Genomic DNA, 17,654 nt, shown 5'->3' on the forward strand with positions numbered 1-17,654 from the left:
GGCCCGTCCACACTTGCAAACGGTGGACGGGCGACCCGTCAGTACTTCCAGCTTAGCGTCACGGTCGCATTGCGCGGCGCGGCGTAATAGGACTGTTCCCAATAGAGGCTGGTCAGGTACTTCTTGTCGAACAGGTTGTTGACGTTGAGCGCGACATTGAAGTGCCGGTCGATGTCGTAGCTGGCCACGGCGTTGACCACCGCATAGGCATCCTGGCGGCTAACGATCGTCTCACCGGCAGCGGTGGTGCCCTGCTCGCGGAAAATGTCGTCCTGCCAGATCATGCTGCCGCCAACCTTCAGGCCCTGCACCTGTGGCACTTGGTAGGTGGTGCTCAGGAAAAGGAAGTTACGAGGCGTGTAAGTGCGCGCTTTGCGCCCCTCGGCGTCCTCAAGGGAGAACAAGTGCGTCAGGCCAGAACTGATCTCCCAATTGGGCGTCAGCTGTCCGGCAATGTTCAACTCGTAGCCCTTGGAGATCGTATCCACCGGGACGTAGTAGGAAACGCCTACCGAAGAATCGAAGCCCCCATATTCAGGCGTGTTCTCCTGTTCCGTTCGGAATACCGCGAAGCTTGCGTTCAAGCGTCCGTCGAACCACTCGCCCTTCACGCCGCCCTCGACGCTGTCGCCCTCGATCGGATCCAGCAGTTGCAGGGACGAGCCGACCAGATACTGCGGACTGAAGATCTGCGTATAGCTGGCATAAGTCGAGTAGTGATCGTTGAAGTCGTATGTGGCGCCGACATAGGGTGTGGTCTTCGATTCGCTGAACTCGTGCGGATCGCTGAGCTGATAGCCGTCGCTGTCCAGTCGGGTATGGCTGGCGCCAGCAATCAGCTTGAGCCGGTCGGTCACGCTGAAATGCCCGGCGCTATAAACGCTGCGGCGATAAGTGGTGTAGTCGCTTTCGCTGGTCAGGCCGTTGTCGAACGCTGGGCGTGGGAAGTCGCCGTCGAACACGCCAACTGGCGGCAGGGGAATACCGAAAGCATCGTCGTACGAAGTCCAGCGGGTGTTGCTGCGTGACCAGTTAGCGCCAACCACTACCTCATGCGTGCGCCCGAACAGTGCGAACGGACCCTTGAGATAGGCGTCGCCAAGTAGCTGGCGCTCCATGCGATCGTACTTCGAAGCGTAGGTGGTCAGGCCCAGCCCGGTCTGCGCATCGGGCACGCCGGTGGCGAGGAACTGCTCGGCGTCGCCACTGATTTCGCGGTAGTTAAGCGACACCTTGCTCTGCCAGCCGCCACCCCACCAGGTGTTCAGTTCGGCGAAGACCTGCTTGTCGTCGGTATCCCAGTAAGCCCAGTCCGGTGCGCTGCTATGCGAGCGACTGTAGTCGATCTCCCCTCCTTCGCTGTCGTACAGCGACAGCGCGCCCCACATAATTCCATCCGCCCGGTTGCGCTGCTCGGAGTAACCGATGATGGCCGTGTTGTTGGCGTTCAGGTCCGCCTCGAGCATGCCGGAAAACACCGTCTTGTTCAGCGAATAGCGGTCCAGGTAGGAATTGCCATCCTGCTTCGCCACCAGTGCCCGGCCCCGCACGTTGCCGGCATCATTCAGCGGCCCGGAGACGTCCAGCTCGGCGCGGCCGGTGTCCCACGAACCGTAGCTGAGCGACGTTTCGGCCTGGAAATCGCGTGTCGGTCGCTTGCGCACGAAGTTGATGGTCGCCGCCGGGTTGCCCGGATTGGCGGTCAGGCCATTGGCGCCCTTGAGTACCTCTACGTGGTCGTACAGAAAGGTGTCGATATCGCCCATCTGCTCTTGAGAGGTGAACGGCTGCCCCAGGCCATCGATCTGGAAGTTGGACACATCGAAGCCGCGCACCGAGTAGTACGTACGGTCGGTCTCCACACGCTGAACGTTCACCCCGCCAGCCTGTAGCAAGTCGGTGGTGCTGTTGAGGTTGAAATCATCGATTTGCTGCCGCGTTACGGTGACCGATGTTTGAGGGGTCTCGCGTGGAGACAAGTCCAGCTTGGTTGCGGTGCTGGTGGCGCCGATGGTGTAGGAGTCGCCCTGCTCGGTAACGCGAGGAACCGCTTCGCGCTCGGCGGTGATGTCCACCGGCTCGAGTACCAACTGGTCATTTTCATTGATTTGCGTGCGCTCGGCGGCCAGCGCCAGCGGCGCCGTCAGCCAGGCAACAGGCGCGAGGCAGAGGGCCAAAGTCAACGTGGAAAAAGAGGGTGATACCGGGCGCGCGTTTCGGTGGCGCACCGGCGCAATGCCGTGAGTGTCGTTCATTGGATTGACGTCTTGTTGTTAAAAAGGGGGTCGGTTGAGGTCAGCGATCGAAAAGACTCAGTTCATGGATTCCGTTCCTGTGGTTGTGGTGGGTGTTAGCGATTGGTCACGCCGGTTTCGCATCGAGCGCCGGCCCCATGACCGAGCGGTACCAGCCATGGAAGTGCTGCATGCCTTCTTCGAGGGGAATCTGGTAGGGGCCGCTGTCATCGATCCCGCGCTGATACAGCGCCCGGCGGCCGGCATCGGTGCGCTCGGCGATTTCGTCATCCTCGAGCGCGGTTTCCATGTAGGCGGCGCGGTGCGCCTCGACGAGTTCGCGGTTGGATTCGCGCAGGGCGGCGGGGTAATAGAACTCGATGACGTTGAGCGTCTCGTGCACGCCCTTGGGGTAAACCGTGGACAGCACAAGCGCGTGCGGAAATACCTCGATCATGTGGGTGGGGTAATAGCTGGCCCATATCGCACCGAAGGCCGGCGAACTACCGCCGTGATAGGCCATCAGGCCCTCGTGCCAAGTCCGATACGCATCGGTGCCGGCGCGCGCCAGATTCGAGCTCACATTGATCCGCTGCAGGCTGTACCAATCGCCGTAGCTCCAACTCAGCCCACCGCTGTTCACGTAGCGGCGTAGCCCGGGGTGGAAAGAGGCGATGTGGTAGTCGTCGTTGTAGATCTCGATGAAGGTCTTCCAATTGCATTTGCAGGAATGCATCTCGACGTGGTCGAGCTCGTAATCGCGGAAATCCATTTCCGGCCGATCGAAAAGGCCTCCGATATCGACGGCGGGATCGCGCTCGCCTTCGAAAAGAAAGCCTCCCACGTTGAAAAGCGGGTAGCGCGGCAGATTGCGGCAGGGCCGTTCGGGGAATTTCGGAGCGCCGACGATCAGCCCTTGGCTGTCGTAGGTCCAGGCGTGCAGCGGGCAGAGAATTCGGTTGCCAGTGGCGCGCAGATTGCCGCGACGGATAGCCGTTTCGGGCGTGCCGGCACTGAAGTCGCCAAGCATCAGCGCCTGACGATGACGGCAGACATTGGAAATCAGCTCCACTCCGTGCTCGTTGCGCACGAGAATGCGGGCATGGTCTTCATGAGGCAGGGCGTACCAGTCGCCTGGCTCAGGCACCATTTTCTCGTGACCGATGTAGCGGGCACTGCGACGGAAGATCAGCGCCTGCTCCCGCTCATAAATGGCTGGATCACAGTAACCGCGGATCGGTAGCTGCGGCGCGGGCGCCAGCTCGGCAGGCGAGCCCTCGTCCAGCCGACCGGTCCGATTGGGATTGGACATGCAGATGCTCCTTACGCCGGGCCGTCCGGCATCTTCGAGGCAATCCGGGACAGTCGCCGGGAGGTTTCGCAAGGCATGCGAGCCCCTTCCCCGCCTGGCGACGCCATGGGGTTCAACTGTTGGCCCCGATGGGGGCCGGTACATCAAAAGTGCTAGTGCTGAAGCACGCCCTCGCCGCTTTGCGCGGCTCGTTGGCGGGATGGCGCGAAAGGCGCCACCGGGTTTTCCAGCGGCTCGGCCATGATCAGGCTGCCTGCGGGGTTGGCCAGGTCCACCATCTGTAGGTTGTTTTTCAGCTGCAGACGGTTGAGGCACGAATGCAGGAAAGTCGGCGCGAAGAAGTCGTAGCGATCGAAGCGATGCTGCAATTCGGGGTGCGCGTGTTGGTAGTCGATGACCGACTCGGCGACGGTGCGCCAGAACTCCGTCTCGGTCATGCAACCGTTCTCATCGAGGATCTGGCTCATGTGACGGAACACTCCGTCGAACACATCGATGAAGATGCCGAGAATCTTGTAATCCTCCGGGACGTCCACCGCGAGCCGTTCGAGGCCCTGGGGCATTTGGGCATCCTTGTCGAGGATGGCCGATTCCTCGGCGATGTCCTTCATGAATACCCGCGTCGGCACGTGCCCCTCGAGTACCAGAATGAGGTTTTCGCCGTGCGGCATGAACACCAGATGATGGGCGTAAAAGCAGTGGATCAATGGCTGCAGGAATGCTTTGAGGTACTGCTGCAGCCACTGAACGGGGGCCAGCCCCGAGCGTCGCATCAGCTCGGGCAGCAGGGCGCTGCCCTCGGGATCGACATGCAGCAGCGCGGCCATGGTCATCAGCCGCTCGCCAGAACGCAGGCGACTCATTGGGCTTTCACGCCACAGCACGGACAGCATCTTCTTGTAGGGACTGTCCTGCTCCAGCGCCGCTTCGTAATAGCGGTTGCGATAACCCACCGAGGCCACTTCACGCAGGATGCCGAAGCCATAGTCACGCAGCACCGGGTCGCCGGAGATGAGTCGGTCCAGATAAGCGTTGATCGCCGGGGTGCCAGCCATGTAGTAAGGCGACAGTCCCCGCATGAAGCCCATGTTCAGTACCGACAACGACGTTTTAACGTAGCAGCGGTGCGGCTGGGACTGGTTGAAGTAGGTCCGGACCGATTGCTGCGCGACGTACTGGTCCTCACTGGTACCGAGCGCGACGATTTTCCGCATGGCGATGTCAGCGGAGAACATGATGCTGAGCTTGTTGAACCACTGCCAGGGATGGGCCGGCATGAACAGGTAGTCCGCCGGATCCAGCCCTTGTTCGGCGAGCTGACCGTGAAAGGCAATGAGCTGCCGATCACCCAGCTCCTCTCGCAAAAGCGCCTCGTGATCCAGCTCCGGGACGGAAGCGAAGTGGGCGTTATCCTTGTGTACGGCCAGCCAGACAATGGTGAACCGCGCGCCGGTTTCTGGCGCGTAGCTGTGATAGTCGATGGCATCGAAGCCCAGCCTGCCATTGTTTGCGACGAAACCGGGATGCCCTTCGATCATGGCCGCCTCGAGCGTCTGGTAATCGGCGTCCGCCAGTTCGGCGCTGCTCAGGGCCGAGCGCCCGTGCTTGTAGGCTGCGCCGAATAGTGTGCTGCTGATCTCGTCCAAGTAGACCGGCAGTTTGTCGGCCGGGATGCCAAGGGTGTGCTTGAAGTCGTTGACGAAGGTCAGCGCATCGAGGTTCTCACGCACCTGCCCCTCGCAGCGACATTCAATGCTCGCGGGATCCACATGCCAGTGACGCAACGCCAACGTGCGCGCCTCGAAACGATACAGGCAGCCCTGGGTGTCGGCCTGCAGCTCATAGCAAGCCCAGCCTGCACGTGTGGACGCCGCGACTCGACGAGGACTGAATACCTGCTCATGGGCGAACTCGGCGATGGCTTTACGCACCAGCAGGCGGTTGACCTTGCGCCACACCTGAGGATTCAGATGGGTGACGGCTGAGGCGGGGCTTTCCAGGCACGGGGTCGGAATCATGGGGTTTGTCCTTCCAGTGAGTGAGCGAAGTCTACGGGTGTACAAAACGCCAGCTGAGCGGTCTTGCCGGGCAATTCGATGAGTCCGGCGTCAACGAAGCCGACCAGATGGTTGAGGCGATGAACCTTGGTGTTGCGCACGTCCGGCTCGACCACCACGCGGTGGGCACCCAGGTCGTCGAAAAGAAACGCCATGACGGTGCGCAGCACGTCGCGGGTGAAATGTCGGACGGGTTGACGGGCGGGGCCGACGAAAAAATGCATGCCGATGTCACCGGGCTCCACCGTGTAACGTTCGCCAAGCGGATCGCGACGCGGGTCATAACATTCCATGACGAACGCCGGCGCGTCCTGATACAGGCCCATATACGCCTGCAGACCGTGGCTGGCGGCGGCCTCTATGTAGAAGTCGCGGGTCGCCGCCACGCTCATGTTCTGCATGTTCCAGTAATGCGCATAATCCATCTGATACCAGGGCTGAATCACTGCCACGTCCTCCTCGAGGCGCAGCGGGCGAATGGCGAAGTCGCGATGGGTCTGGGGACGCCTGTTTGCCGGCGCGATGAGTTCAGGTTGCATGGCAAGGCTCCTGGACTGGGGCGTGGCGCCGGTCGACACCGAACCAGCCGCGGTCGATTGCGGCAGTCAGCACCATGCCGGCCGCGGCAATGATGAAGGTCAGAGGCACGCCGACCAGGCTGACCAGATAGCCAGCGCTGAACGAGGACAGCAGCACGCCCAGGTTCTGAAAGAAGTTGGTTACCCCGAAATCTCGGGCATAGACGTCGGGTGTGCTGACTTTGAACAGGGTCACTTCGAGCTTGACGATCACCTGGTACAGAGCCCAGCCATAGAGGCAGCGGCCTATGATGATCAGCACCATCGAGGGACTGGCCTGCAACGCCAAGCCCACGGCACCGAGCAACAGGTTGAACAGCGTGTGGTCGAGCAGGCGCGGCGGGCTCTTGACCAGATACTTGATGACCAGAGCCACCAGCGCCACGATGCCAGGAATGGCGAAGACGACGCCGGTCAGCATCTGCTCCTGCAAACCGGTCCGCCCCTCCCAATAAACGGTAAAGAACGGGCGCACCAGATACGCGCTGAAGTCGAACAAAAACATCAACAGGCAGAGCTTGAGCAGGGCCGACAAGGCCTCTGGAGTTCGCCGAGGAGCCGGCGCGCTGGCGTTCTCGTCCGCAGAGAGAACCCTGACCACCTTGCCGGTTCGGATCAGGTACAGGCACAACCCCATTTGCGCAAAGTCGCCCGCCGCCATCAGCAGCACGCAAAACTGCGGTCCATAGGCTTGCAATGCCAGCCCGCCAACCGCGGCCCCGAAGATCGCACCGATATGGATGACCACCGACAGCAGCCCGATGGTGACGCTGTGGTTCTCCGGCGGTTCCAGGCGCATCAGGTAGGGGAACATCAGCAGGTAGCTGGCCTTGGTCATGAACATCAGCATGGTCAGCAGCCAGTACGTCGGGGCGTTCGGCGCCCAGGCCGCGAACACACAGAACACCGCGGCTGCGAATTGGGTGTACAGCAGCAGGTGCATGGTTTCCACACGCCGTGCCACACGCGCCCAGATCGGCAGCATGCACATCACCGCGATGGAGATGGCCGCGATATAAGCGCCGACGTGCACCTTGCTGGTTAGGCCGTAACGCAGTTCGAAGAACTGCGGATAGAAGGCGATCAGGATCGAATCGCTGATCACGCCGAACGCAGACATGATCAGAATGGTGGTACGCAGCTTCATGACCTTGCCACCTGCGACTCCAGTGGAAGGAAACCGCTGTCATCGCGTGGGATGAAGTCCTGGAAGGCGGTCTGCGGCTCGCAGGGATAAACGTCCTTGCCGGTCAGTTCCAGCAACAGACGGCTATTACGGAAACACGCTAGGCCGAGGTCTGGGTTGACGAGCCCGTGGCTGTGCAGGCCGACGTTCTGCACATAGATTTCGCGATTTTCATGATCGACCGCCCAGTGCCGTGACGGCGCGTAGCGGCCCGCCTCGTCCCAGCGAATGCGCTCGCGTATGCCCTCGACAAAACGCGGCACCTGATAACGGTAGCCGGTGGCGAACACCAGCCCGTCGGTGACGTGACGGTAACGGCGACCAAGTTGTGTATGTGTGAAGTGCAGTTCCCACTGACCATCCGGTAGCGGTGCACAGCGCTCGAGCGCCAGGTTGGTCAACAACCGCGTGGCCGGCGCCTGGCGGTGACGACGCTCATCGAGCAGGCCGTACAGGCTTTCGATCAACGACTGGTTGATGCCGTTGTAGATGGTGCGATGGTCATCGATAACCTGCGCCTTGACCTCGGACGCAAGGTCATAAAAGTAATCGCCGTAGTCGGGGGTGATGAGTTCAAGAGTTAGCTTCGCGCTTTCCATCTGGAAGAAACGTGATGCGCGAGTCACCCAGTTGAGGCTGTAGCCGTGCTGCTCGGAGGCCTGCAATAAATCGTGGTAGACCTCCGCACCGCTCTGCCCGCTTCCGACTACCGTAATGTTCCGGCAACGCTGGAGCGCAGCTTTGTTAGCGAGATAAGCGGATGTATGCACCAGCTGCCTGGCATCATCCGAGTCGCAGCACGGCGGAAGGTGAGGCACACCACCGATGCCGATGACCAGCTTTTTGCAGCGATACTGGAACGCCGCACCGTCCGCCACCCCGGAAACCACGTAGCCCGGCTGGCCCGGGTCGTAATAGACCTCCAGCACCTCATGTCCGAAGCGCAGGTTGTCCAACTGTGCGGCCGCCCATTTACAGTAACGGTCGAATTCCTGCCGCCCGAGGTACCAGTTTTCCCGAATGTAATAGCTATAGAGCCGCCCTTGCTGCTTGCAGTAGTTGAGGTAACTCAAGGGACTGGTGGGATCGGCCATCGACACCAGATCGGCAAGAAAAGGATTCTGCAGTGTCGTGCCGTCGAGCAACATGCCCTGGTGCCAGCTGAAATTTCGCTTCTTCTCAAGAAACAGGCTGCGCACGCCTTCCAGCGGAGCAGCCAAACAAGCCAGCCCCAGATTGCACGGCCCGACGCCTATGGCGATGAAATCGTATGGCGAATCGGTCATCGGCGCTGCACCCTCTTGCCTGTCTATCAAGGTTCGAAGAGGCTAGTTTCGATGAGAATGATTGTCAAATACAAATGCTTGTCATCTGCATGACTTTTCGATCGTCCTTTGGGCGTCAGGCTGCCGGCTAGCGCCTTGCGACGCTTGATAGACACGTGCGGCTTGCTTGCGATCGAAGGTCTAGCTTTCTTGATAAACTACCGTGCCTTCGCGCTTGATAATGACCTGCGCGGTATACCCAACCCCGCCACTCCGTGGCCGCGCGCTGTATCGTCTCTGCCTCCCCTCGGGGCTGAAATTTCACGTTCTACGATGTACGTAAAATGGTAAAAACAGACGAAACAGTGGTAAATCGAACAGCCAGAATGCCAGAGAATCCAGCTTTAAATCCAGCAACCATGCGCCTTTCGCCCTCTCGCCGCTTTTCCGTTGCGCCCATGATGGATTGTGCCGCTAATTCTTAAATGGCCCGAAATACGGGGCCTGTGGCGGAACGAGACGCTTCGCGTACCAATTTTGTACCACCCAGAAATCCACGCGTTCATGAGCGCTTCCTTAAAGGAACTGTTTGCGCCTACGCCGAATTTCAACTATATGTTGTACTTATTGCTATCAGTTGAATATCAAGCTGGAGGAATTGCCCATGCCATGCCCATCGCCCAAGCGGAACCGTCTTGGTGATCTGGAATGCCCCGCTTGCAGCAGAAGCTGGGAATTATGGGACGAGGCGCCGGTTTGCTCGGAGGAACCGCGAATTCAAACCCGTGCGGTAGCGGATCGCGAACTCAGCAAAATGCGTCGAATCCTGAAAGTCGACGCACGACCCTCTGCGCTTGACTATTCAACTGTTGGTTGAATAACATAGCTATCAGGTTGATATTGAATTTAGGACTTGGAGGCGAGGATGAAGCTGCAATCGCTGTACGTCAGTCGGTCCAATCTGGCCAAAGATCGGGAACCACTACGCACTTTCTGTGAGATCGCCGCGGCGTTGGGGATGAACCGCCTTCAGTTGCAGGGTCACCTCTCCGCTTCGAAAGTGGAAATACCGAAGCCAGCGCTCACGTCGGGCGCCGGCCGGAAGAACTATTACCGGTTCAGTGAGTTCCGCAGCTGGTGGTCAGCCAACCAGGAAGCAATGAGCGCCGGATCGGAGGTGGCCCGTGTGTAACCTTCGCCGCAACGAAAGCGTGAAGCGGGTCGTTGAGTTTGCCGCAACCCTGGGTTTCCAGCCGCAATGGACCGGTGCTGGTCACCTGAAGTTTTCCAAGCCAGATCGCCGACCCGTCTTCTTCGGCGGATCGCCCAGTGATCGACGCGCTCACAAGAACGCCATCTCGAACCTAAAGAAGTCAGAACGAGGTGTGCTGTGAAGGCGGGCACCTGTCCCTGGTGTAAGGGTGAAACTGATCAGGAGCATGTGTACATCGACCTTGGCCACAGCGTGCCGGTCGAGCCTGAGAACTGCTTGGAGTGCCTAAACCGGCAGGCTGATCACCGGTTTGGCATTCCGCTCGCTACGGAAGAAGAGATGGTCACCGGCTGGCACCGCCCGTTGGCTGAGGACCCCGATTACCTGGACATTAGCGACTGGGCTTACGGGCCGGCGCTGGGTCCAAGCGAAGTGTTTGACTGGACCAACAGAAAGGAACCCTGCAAATGACTGAGCTGAATGCAGCCGAGCGCGAAGACGCTGCCGAATTCATGGCCGCCACCAAGGGCGTGCCCGCGTATCGCGTGGCCTATGCACTAAACGGCCTGACCCCTGGCACCGATTGGCGCGGGTGCTCGAAATCGCACATGGCCGAAGAGTGGGCGACCCGCGACCGAGCGTTCGGGCGCAGCAGCTTGCGACCAGTGACGATTGCGCGCCTCGCCGCCGCCGCCGCCAAAGTGCAGGCCCGCTACGCGTAACGAACAGAAAGGAACCCTAGTTATGAGTGAGACGAAGCCCCGCCAGCCCTACCCGACGAGAGAGATACGCCTGTATGACGTGGAGGTAACGGTCGAAGGCATGGGCACCGAGCACATGGAGTTCCTAGCGCCCGGTGCGCGCGCTGCTGAGCGTAACGCTCGCGAAGCGATGCGGGCCGATGGCTACTTAGGTCGCGGCTTGAAGATCAGCTACAAGACCACCGTAAAAGACGAGCCAACCGAAACGGCGTAACCCCCGGCGCCTACGCATAACGGCGAGATTGGTAAATAGGCCCCCACACACGCCTGCCGCCCGGTGGGCTTTTTATTGCCCGCTGGCTACCGGGCATGTGGGGTGTGGTATGCCGGGCATCCGGGGACCGGTTTATCCCCGTACCGCAGCTTCTCTCGACAGCTTGCGGCTGAACCGACGACGACGGTCGGTGACGGCGAGCAAGGCCACCCCGGTGACCAGAAGCAGCTCAGCGTTCGTTGGAGCGCGACCCAGGTAGCCGGGAGACAGCAGCGCCGCTGCAGCCCCTACCCCGATCAGAATGAACGCCGCACGGATCACCAGCGGCGTCTTTTTGCTCATGTGGTTGGTGGCGCAGATGGACGACCAGAGCGCCACGATAGCTGCGACAGAATTCATCACGACGACTACGGTGGCCCAGCTCATAGTTGCGGCTCCCCCAGAGTTTCGGCTTTCTTCTGCGCTCGCTTGATGACCACTGGAATGACGAATTGGGTAACTACGCCCAGGCAAAACGCCGAGAAGACCAGCAACGCGAGCATGTCCACATCAGACAGCAACGAGGACAGATAATGCGCTGCGATTGGAGCGGTATAGCCTGCGGTGAGCGTTGCGGTGACAGGCGTCCAGATGCGGCGCCAGATGCCCATGGGCGGAAGGAACGAGAGGGAGACCAGGCCGCCGGCAAACCCCGCTAGCAGCACCTCATAGCTGAGGCCGGTGGCAATCCCCCAGAGGGTGATGGAGGTGGCCACCACGGCGTTAGTGACTTGGGTGGTTCGCTCCATAGGGTGATCTCTCGCGGCTCACGCTTCAGTTGCCCGAAGATTACCGGAGCCGCGAAGATGATTCATCCTATTATTGCTTTGTCAACTCTTGGTTGAATTAAAAGGCAGCGAAATACCCGTCTAGTTAGCTGTACTCACCGTATACAACGTGCGCAGCGGTCCGCCCAATTTGCACCGCTGCGCCTGACGCGACCCTTGCCGAGATGGACATGCCGCTTTGACCCGAATAGCCGCTCGTTGAAAGCGGCACTTCCACCTGGCTGCCGTCGAGGTTGATAAGCGCAGTTTCCGGGTAGCCGCTGCCGTTCAATGCACCGGCCTGCACGTTGAACGACGACAGATACTCAGGCTGCACTTCGATGTCGGTCCCGTTAACTGACCACATGCGGGTGACGGGGTCCATGGATAGCGAAATAGTGTTGTGACCTGCAATCTTGAACTCAATGGTCAGGCTATCTCCTGTCGCCATCGTTGGGGCAAGAATCTCCAAGTCGAAGCGGAAACCCGCGGCAGGGATCTCGTTGTACATCTCACCGAACGACTCGGCGTCGAGATTCAGGCTGCCGAACTGACCTGCTGGCGGAGCGATGCCGAGGATCGCGTCCTTACCGGTTTCGGTGACGGTGTATACGTGGTTGCACGTTGCAATGCCGAGCGACCAGTTTTGATATTCACCGAACGAAATAAGCGGCCCGGTACCAACCTGGTATACCGGTGCTACGGCCAGGTAATTGCTTAGAGACCCGTAAAATAGGCAACCAATGTCCTTGCGATTGAAAAGCTGCAGGCCACCTTTGTCCGAGTTCGCCGCGTTTCCGAGATATCCTTTTGGAACTAGCTCTACGAAATTCTCCTTCGTCAGCCCATCCCCTCCACCTGAGCTAGCGCCTGTTGGAATTTGAACCCAGTCATCTGAGCTGGCCGTCCCTTTGGCTCGATATTCGGTTTCAGTGTCCAGATCTAGGTAATGCGCGCATAGGCTTGGTGGTGCCTCCGAGGGTGCCCCGTAGCCAGTAACGATGTGTTGAACGCTCATGCAGTTGCTCCTGTTGTGAGTACGGTGTTTTCAGCGTCGACCAGCAGATTTCCATCCGCGTCAGTCAGTGCGTTGGGGTCCACGGCCTGCTCCTCCAAACGGACCACCCGTGCTAGCAGCTCTTCGTAGTCCTGGCGAGGCACGAAGTTAGCCAGCAGCTCGGCCAGGTCCACCTGATCGCCGATCGAGCCGCCGATCGAGCCCCAAGCTGTCGAGCCGGTGCCGCCACTGCTGCGAAGCGCGTCCAGGGTGCCCGCGGTGATCCGCATGTAAACCGGAGTGCCGGCTGGCCAGCTACGCGCAACGGTGTCTTCCTGCGCACGTTGAACCGTCAAAGCCCCAGCCGACTGAGCAGTCACCTTCACGATTTCCGTCTGCCCTTCGGCTTCCAGCGTAAGGACGTAGTGGTCCCCCGAGCTGAGGCTCACAAGTCGATCTGCAACAAGCGGCTCGACGTTGATGATGCCGTCAGCCGCCTGCGCAACCCCCGTGAGAACGGTTGACCAGTTGTTGATGAACTTCTGCATCGGGTTTCCTCAGACGTAACAGATGGGTTCGATATCGCGCGTCACTTGTTGGGTAACGGGGCAATAGCTGGCGTAGGCGTGTTTTTCGAAGTAGAAGTTGGCGTTACCCTGGTCGACGTCCAAGGTCGGGAGCGTTGCTGCGCCAGCGGGGGTTGCCACCTCCGCCTCATAGCGGACGCGGTAGTTGGCACCCTCGTCCGGGAGCTCCCACAACAAGAAACCGAAAATCTGATTGCTGTGCCGCACCGGGTACATGCTCAGCCGACCCTCTACGTTGTCTTCGCTGAACCAGAGCGGACTGGTCCCGGCGCGCGACGGCGTGTAACGGGGCTCGGGCGGCACTGTCGAGTCGAACCATGGGAGCCAGAATGACCCGCCAATGTTTGCGCTGGTCGGTACCGAGGAGTACGACTGGTTGAACTCACCGCCTGGCGTGAACGCACTGCTCACGGCTGTTTCATTGATCCTTTCTGTTCCGCCTCCATCCTTGAGACGCCTTATCAACGACTCGGTGATGGCTTCGGTCACGCTGTACTCATAGCTGCAGAGCGCGACCCCATCAAGCTTGTAGGTCACGGTGAGGGTTGAAGTTGCAGTGCGGTTAGAAGTCCACGTGCCTGTTACCGGCTCATTTACTCCGAATGAAGTTGGACCGGTGTGCACCAGAGGCGGGTCGTTGTAATCAGTCACCCCGTGGCCGTTCAGCGTTAATTCGTGAAGAGCTCCCGCCTCGTCGTAGAGCATCGCAACCACATAGTCCGAATAGCTGCCTTCATAGACGAAAACTGACGTGTTGTGGATTGCAAGGGCCCCGTAGTTGTTGCCTGACGTGGGCACCTCGCGCACCACCCGCGATGTTCCGTCCGGAAGATTCTCAAGGTAGTAGTTGTCCGCCACACCGTCTTGGTCGACATAGCTGGTCGAGCCGAGCGTTTGCGCCCTTGTTTTGCGTACCACGACCTCAGCAGTGCAGTCAGCGCCTTGGCCGCTCAGTGTCACCTCGACCCAGCCGACCGGCCGCCATGTCCAGTAGCGGTCATAGTCTTCACGAAACTCAACTGAGACCTCGAACATCGCACCATTTCCGGTGGGGCTCGTATGAAATCGCAACACGCGGATATCGTTGCCGCCGGTGATGGTAGGCGTGCTCTGCCCCATGCTCGGGACAATGACGTCGTAGCTGTAGGAATCAGGCTCCTTGGGCACAGTGCCGAACCGTGTCAGCGTAACCGTGCAAGTACCTCCGTTCAGATGGGCTGTCGAAAGCGAGGTGCGGACATTCCAGCAGTCCCCTACCGGGTCGATATAAATCCAACCCTCCATGTTCTTGCCGTAAAGCTGAATTCCAGAAAGGATGGCGCGATCCCACCACTGCCAACCGTTCGCAGCATCCATTGCCTGCTCGTCATCGTTGCGTACGATCTCGGGCGCGAATGGGTGCTTAATCAGGGCCGTACTGCCGCATTGCCAAGGCTCACCTGATGGTTGCGGGTGGGACATGACTTGCTCGTTCGGCAGGGTGAGTTGGCCGCCTTTGACCAGCCCGTGCCACGGGCAGCCCCATACCGGCGTCATTGGACAGGCTCAGCATAGTTGAAGACCACCTCGGCCCCGTTGCCGTCAGTCATTAGCACTTTCTTCTCGGCGGGGAATACCAGCAAGCCGTCGCTACTCGGCAGACCCGACGCCCACCATTCACGCTTGGTGTAATCCTCCTCGGTGAATGGGCCAGCAGCGCCGCCCGACTGTTGAGCACCGCCGCCCTTGAAAGTCCCGACTCCCACCGAGGTCGGTAGCCCTCCCCTTGAAGGCACACTCGGCAGCAGCTTCGGCGCCGACTCAGACTTGGTGATGGCATTAACGTCATCCACCAGCTTTTTACCGGTTCGACGCTCGACCATAGCGTCCCCACCGGCTCGGCGTTGGGCCTGGGCCTGTGAACCCGTACCGCGACTTTTGACCATCCCGTCATGGATCGCCCGACGCTGTTGCTGGAGTGTCAATTGTTCTGACATGACTACAATTCCAATATGTCGTCAGGGATTGCGATCTCGTAGAGAACCGCCTGGTCATCTACTGTTTGCGCGGGATCGTACTGTGCTTCAACAACTTGCTCGTCTCGCTTTTCAGCTGAGATTTCGTTCGTGGCCAAGCGGACATCCCTAGAATACATTTCGCTATCCGCGACCGCATCGGCATAATTCAGGGTCACGCCGATCCAGCTTTCGTCGAACGGAGGACTGTCTGCGCCACCCCCGATGTAGGTCGGCAACTGCGATCTGAATAACCTCGCGACACCCGATAAATCTGGGCCTTCCTCACCTTCGACCGGCTCAGGCAACGGCGCCGCATTCAACGTAGGAAGGGTGAGCGGAGTTTGATTGACTACCTGCGAGCCGCCCGCTCGGGATATCGCTAGGCTGATCTGGGTCGTCGGAATTCCGCTGTCCATGTCGAAAGTGTCGACGATGCGCTGCACCTTCCCACGCGCGCGTGAGCCGCGAACGTCCAGCTCGACGGTGTGGACAAGGTCGACCTCATCGCACATGGGTGTCAGCCCTGAGAACTTGACGGTCGACCGCCGATGGGTAGCCAGGATTTCCACCTTCCCCCGATTGAGCAAGCACACGCCCGCTTCCTGACGACGGGTTGCGTCGACCTTGTCAGTGAATCCTGGCGTGCCGTCATCGCTGCTTCCAATCACCCGATCTTCGGTTCGCTCGGACCCAGTCGCTTCGTCTTCGTCCTGCCCGAAGTAAATCCCGTCGGCTTTGGCTTTAACCGCGTCGACACCGTATGGCGTTGATTCCCAGGCATCGGCATCCTCCGACTCAACAGAGAAGCCGAGGGCGGTCCGGGTGACCTGCCGGCCGGTCTGCGAGATGCTGCTGGTCGCCTCCAGCCTGAGCTTGTATTTCTCGGTGATCGGCTGAGCCCAGCGCTGAGAACCAACGGCATTGAATCCCATCAGAATGCTGGGGTAGTAGTCGTTCTTCCAAAAGAAAGGGGGGTCGCAATAAACACCGGAACCGCTTGGCGGAACCGGATAAAACACCGATTTGGATAGCATCGTTTGCCCGGCAGACGAAATGGCGCTCTGAACCATGTCCCGATCAGGCAACTCAGTGCTCGGCTGCTGCGAGAGCACGCACCAGCCTTGAACGCCTCCGAGACCACCCATATCCGGGTGCTGCCAGTTGTAGCTCTGATCGGCCTGCCAAAGGCGGGAATAGCGGAAGCTGTACTCGATCTCGTAGACGTTCACCAGCGAAGAGAGATCGGCAATGTCGACCGACAACGAATCATCGATGATCGAACCCTCGCCGAACACGAAGTCGGGGGCGCCCGCCTGCCAGCGAGTCACACGCGGCACGCCCATAGCATCACAGTCGATGCTCGCCGGGACGGTGGAAAGACGCTCCAGCGCATAGTCCCAGTGGCTGCGGCCGAGCACGGGTGAGAACACGTCTTCGCACCAGTAGCTGGGTATCAGCCTGTTGATTTGCTCGACGCCCATCCCCTCGACTACCTGCTGCAGCTGATCGGTGCACTCACAGGTCAGGATGCGTCGCCGCGGCTCCCAGGTGGGCCGCACGACCCGACCGGTGAATCGCGGGCGGATTGCCGCACCCACCTGAAAGTCGAGGGTGACGGTCTTACCTGTCCAACTGGCGGGGTCGGTCGCTTCGGGGATGTGCAGTCGGAACTTGGCAATGCCGGCCGCGCCTTCTTCGCGGTCCACTTCCACCACCCCAACCAGCCGACCGGTCAGGTCCTCGCCACCCACCAGCAGCGAGAGCCACCAGACGTACGACCGCGCGGCCTGCTCGTACACAACGAGCCCGGTAGGGTCTGGGTCAGGCAATTCGCTGTCCGGGCCAAGGAGGACGACCCGTGGAGGCTTCCCGGCGTCACCCGAACCGTTGATGAGGCCGGAGTTGATCGTTGAACCATTGATCATCAGGCTTCCTCCGCCACGAAGGACCAGCCCACCGCGCCCGTACTGGCGTCACGGCTGTGCTGCGGAGGTTCGGCAAATACCTGATAGGTCGGATACCACAGCACCTGGTACTGCTCGGCACCCTCGACTGGCGTGAGATGCGCGAAGCCGTCGGTCACCGTGCAAGAGGTCTTACGCCAGCCTGTGCCGATACGATATAGGCCCCACGGGGCGAAGTCCGGCCGTGCCTTGCCGCGCATCTCGATTACGGTCTCGGTGCCGACCGAACTGGCCGCCATCGGCGATGAGCAATGCAGCGTCATTACGCTGTCGTAGTCCAAGTGATCGATGCCTGGGTTCAGCGAGCCACTGCCGCTGATCGAGATGAGTGTTTTGCGCCAGTGCTTCACCTTCACACCGGCACCGCCGTGCATCCGGACCGTGCTGGCACCGCCCAGAGGCGAGTAGTTGTGCACCGGGGAGCCTGCCGCAGCAGCGATTGAAACGCCATTCAGAGTTACGCGGGGGATAGCCATGTGTTGC

18 protein-coding genes are annotated in these 17,654 nt (G+C 60.1%); 4 read left to right on the forward strand and 14 right to left on the reverse strand.

The window, feature by feature from the left end; all coding sequences use genetic code 11:
* Window positions 1-38: 38 nt before the first annotated feature.
* The 6 genes from NAV33_RS07145 to NAV33_RS07170 form a co-directional block, all read right to left on the reverse strand.
* Entirely contained in the window at window positions 39-2,255 is a 2,217-nt protein-coding gene (locus tag NAV33_RS07145) for a TonB-dependent siderophore receptor (RefSeq protein WP_255978376.1), read from the reverse strand.
* 106 nt (window positions 2,256-2,361) lie between these two features.
* Window positions 2,362-3,546 carry an aromatic ring-hydroxylating oxygenase subunit alpha gene (locus NAV33_RS07150; protein WP_272887266.1) on the reverse strand — a complete coding sequence of 395 codons (1,185 nt, stop codon included), beginning with the start codon at window positions 3,544-3,546 and terminating at the stop codon, window positions 2,362-2,364.
* 152 nt (window positions 3,547-3,698) lie between these two features.
* Window positions 3,699-5,564 (reverse strand): IucA/IucC family protein, encoded by a 1,866-nt coding sequence (locus NAV33_RS07155; protein WP_255978377.1) that lies wholly within the window; start codon window positions 5,562-5,564, stop codon window positions 3,699-3,701.
* A complete protein-coding gene (locus NAV33_RS07160) occupies window positions 5,561-6,142 on the reverse strand; it encodes a GNAT family N-acetyltransferase (protein WP_255978379.1) in 582 nt (193 codons plus the stop codon). Before NAV33_RS07160 ends, NAV33_RS07155 begins: the two co-directional genes overlap by 4 nt.
* Window positions 6,132-7,328, reverse strand: coding sequence for an MFS transporter (locus NAV33_RS07165; RefSeq protein WP_255978382.1), 1,197 nt, complete (start codon window positions 7,326-7,328; stop codon window positions 6,132-6,134). The genes NAV33_RS07160 and NAV33_RS07165 overlap by 11 nt, the downstream gene beginning before the upstream one ends.
* Window positions 7,325-8,653, reverse strand: coding sequence for a lysine N(6)-hydroxylase/L-ornithine N(5)-oxygenase family protein (locus NAV33_RS07170; RefSeq protein WP_255978384.1), 1,329 nt, complete (start codon window positions 8,651-8,653; stop codon window positions 7,325-7,327). Before NAV33_RS07170 ends, NAV33_RS07165 begins: the two co-directional genes overlap by 4 nt.
* A gap of 904 nt (window positions 8,654-9,557) precedes the next feature.
* Between NAV33_RS07170 and NAV33_RS07175 the strand changes: the two genes are divergently transcribed.
* From NAV33_RS07175 to NAV33_RS07190, 4 genes are all read left to right on the forward strand, one after another.
* Window positions 9,558-9,824, forward strand: coding sequence for a hypothetical protein (locus NAV33_RS07175; protein ID WP_255978386.1), 267 nt, complete (start codon window positions 9,558-9,560; stop codon window positions 9,822-9,824).
* Window positions 9,825-10,073: 249 nt separating this feature from the next.
* A complete protein-coding gene (locus NAV33_RS07180; protein ID WP_255978388.1) occupies window positions 10,074-10,316 on the forward strand; it encodes a hypothetical protein in 243 nt (80 codons plus the stop codon).
* On the forward strand, window positions 10,313-10,567 hold the full coding sequence (locus NAV33_RS07185) for a hypothetical protein (RefSeq protein ID WP_255978390.1): 255 nt from the start codon (window positions 10,313-10,315) through the stop codon (window positions 10,565-10,567). Before NAV33_RS07180 ends, NAV33_RS07185 begins: the two co-directional genes overlap by 4 nt.
* A 22-nt stretch (window positions 10,568-10,589) precedes the next feature.
* On the forward strand, window positions 10,590-10,820 hold the full coding sequence (locus NAV33_RS07190) for a hypothetical protein (RefSeq protein ID WP_255978392.1): 231 nt from the start codon (window positions 10,590-10,592) through the stop codon (window positions 10,818-10,820).
* A gap of 132 nt (window positions 10,821-10,952) precedes the next feature.
* Here the strand turns inward: NAV33_RS07190 and NAV33_RS07195 are convergent, their stop codons facing one another.
* The 8 genes from NAV33_RS07195 to NAV33_RS07230 form a co-directional block, all read right to left on the reverse strand.
* The gene (locus NAV33_RS07195; RefSeq protein WP_255978394.1) at window positions 10,953-11,246 is read right to left on the reverse strand and encodes a hypothetical protein; all 294 of its coding nucleotides are present in this window, start codon (window positions 11,244-11,246) and stop codon (window positions 10,953-10,955) included.
* The gene (locus tag NAV33_RS07200; RefSeq protein WP_255978396.1) at window positions 11,243-11,608 is read right to left on the reverse strand and encodes a hypothetical protein; all 366 of its coding nucleotides are present in this window, start codon (window positions 11,606-11,608) and stop codon (window positions 11,243-11,245) included. Before NAV33_RS07200 ends, NAV33_RS07195 begins: the two co-directional genes overlap by 4 nt.
* Before the next feature lie 124 nt (window positions 11,609-11,732).
* Window positions 11,733-12,644 carry a hypothetical protein gene (locus tag NAV33_RS07205; RefSeq protein WP_255978398.1) on the reverse strand — a complete coding sequence of 304 codons (912 nt, stop codon included), beginning with the start codon at window positions 12,642-12,644 and terminating at the stop codon, window positions 11,733-11,735.
* The gene (locus tag NAV33_RS07210) at window positions 12,641-13,171 is read right to left on the reverse strand and encodes a hypothetical protein (RefSeq protein ID WP_255978400.1); all 531 of its coding nucleotides are present in this window, start codon (window positions 13,169-13,171) and stop codon (window positions 12,641-12,643) included. Before NAV33_RS07210 ends, NAV33_RS07205 begins: the two co-directional genes overlap by 4 nt.
* Window positions 13,172-13,180: 9 nt before the next feature.
* A complete protein-coding gene (locus tag NAV33_RS07215; RefSeq protein ID WP_255978401.1) occupies window positions 13,181-14,746 on the reverse strand; it encodes a hypothetical protein in 1,566 nt (521 codons plus the stop codon).
* Window positions 14,743-15,186 carry a hypothetical protein gene (locus NAV33_RS07220; protein ID WP_255978403.1) on the reverse strand — a complete coding sequence of 148 codons (444 nt, stop codon included), beginning with the start codon at window positions 15,184-15,186 and terminating at the stop codon, window positions 14,743-14,745. The genes NAV33_RS07215 and NAV33_RS07220 overlap by 4 nt, the downstream gene beginning before the upstream one ends.
* Window positions 15,187-15,188: 2 nt before the next feature.
* Entirely contained in the window at window positions 15,189-17,132 is a 1,944-nt protein-coding gene (locus NAV33_RS07225) for a hypothetical protein (protein ID WP_255978405.1), read from the reverse strand.
* Window positions 17,132-17,647 (reverse strand): hypothetical protein, encoded by a 516-nt coding sequence (locus NAV33_RS07230; protein ID WP_255978407.1) that lies wholly within the window; start codon window positions 17,645-17,647, stop codon window positions 17,132-17,134. Before NAV33_RS07230 ends, NAV33_RS07225 begins: the two co-directional genes overlap by 1 nt.
* Window positions 17,648-17,654: the final 7 nt, after the last annotated feature.

Origin of the sequence: Stutzerimonas stutzeri (assembly GCF_024448715.1) — a bacterium.
GTDB classification, from domain to species: domain Bacteria; phylum Pseudomonadota; class Gammaproteobacteria; order Pseudomonadales; family Pseudomonadaceae; genus Stutzerimonas; species Stutzerimonas stutzeri_AR.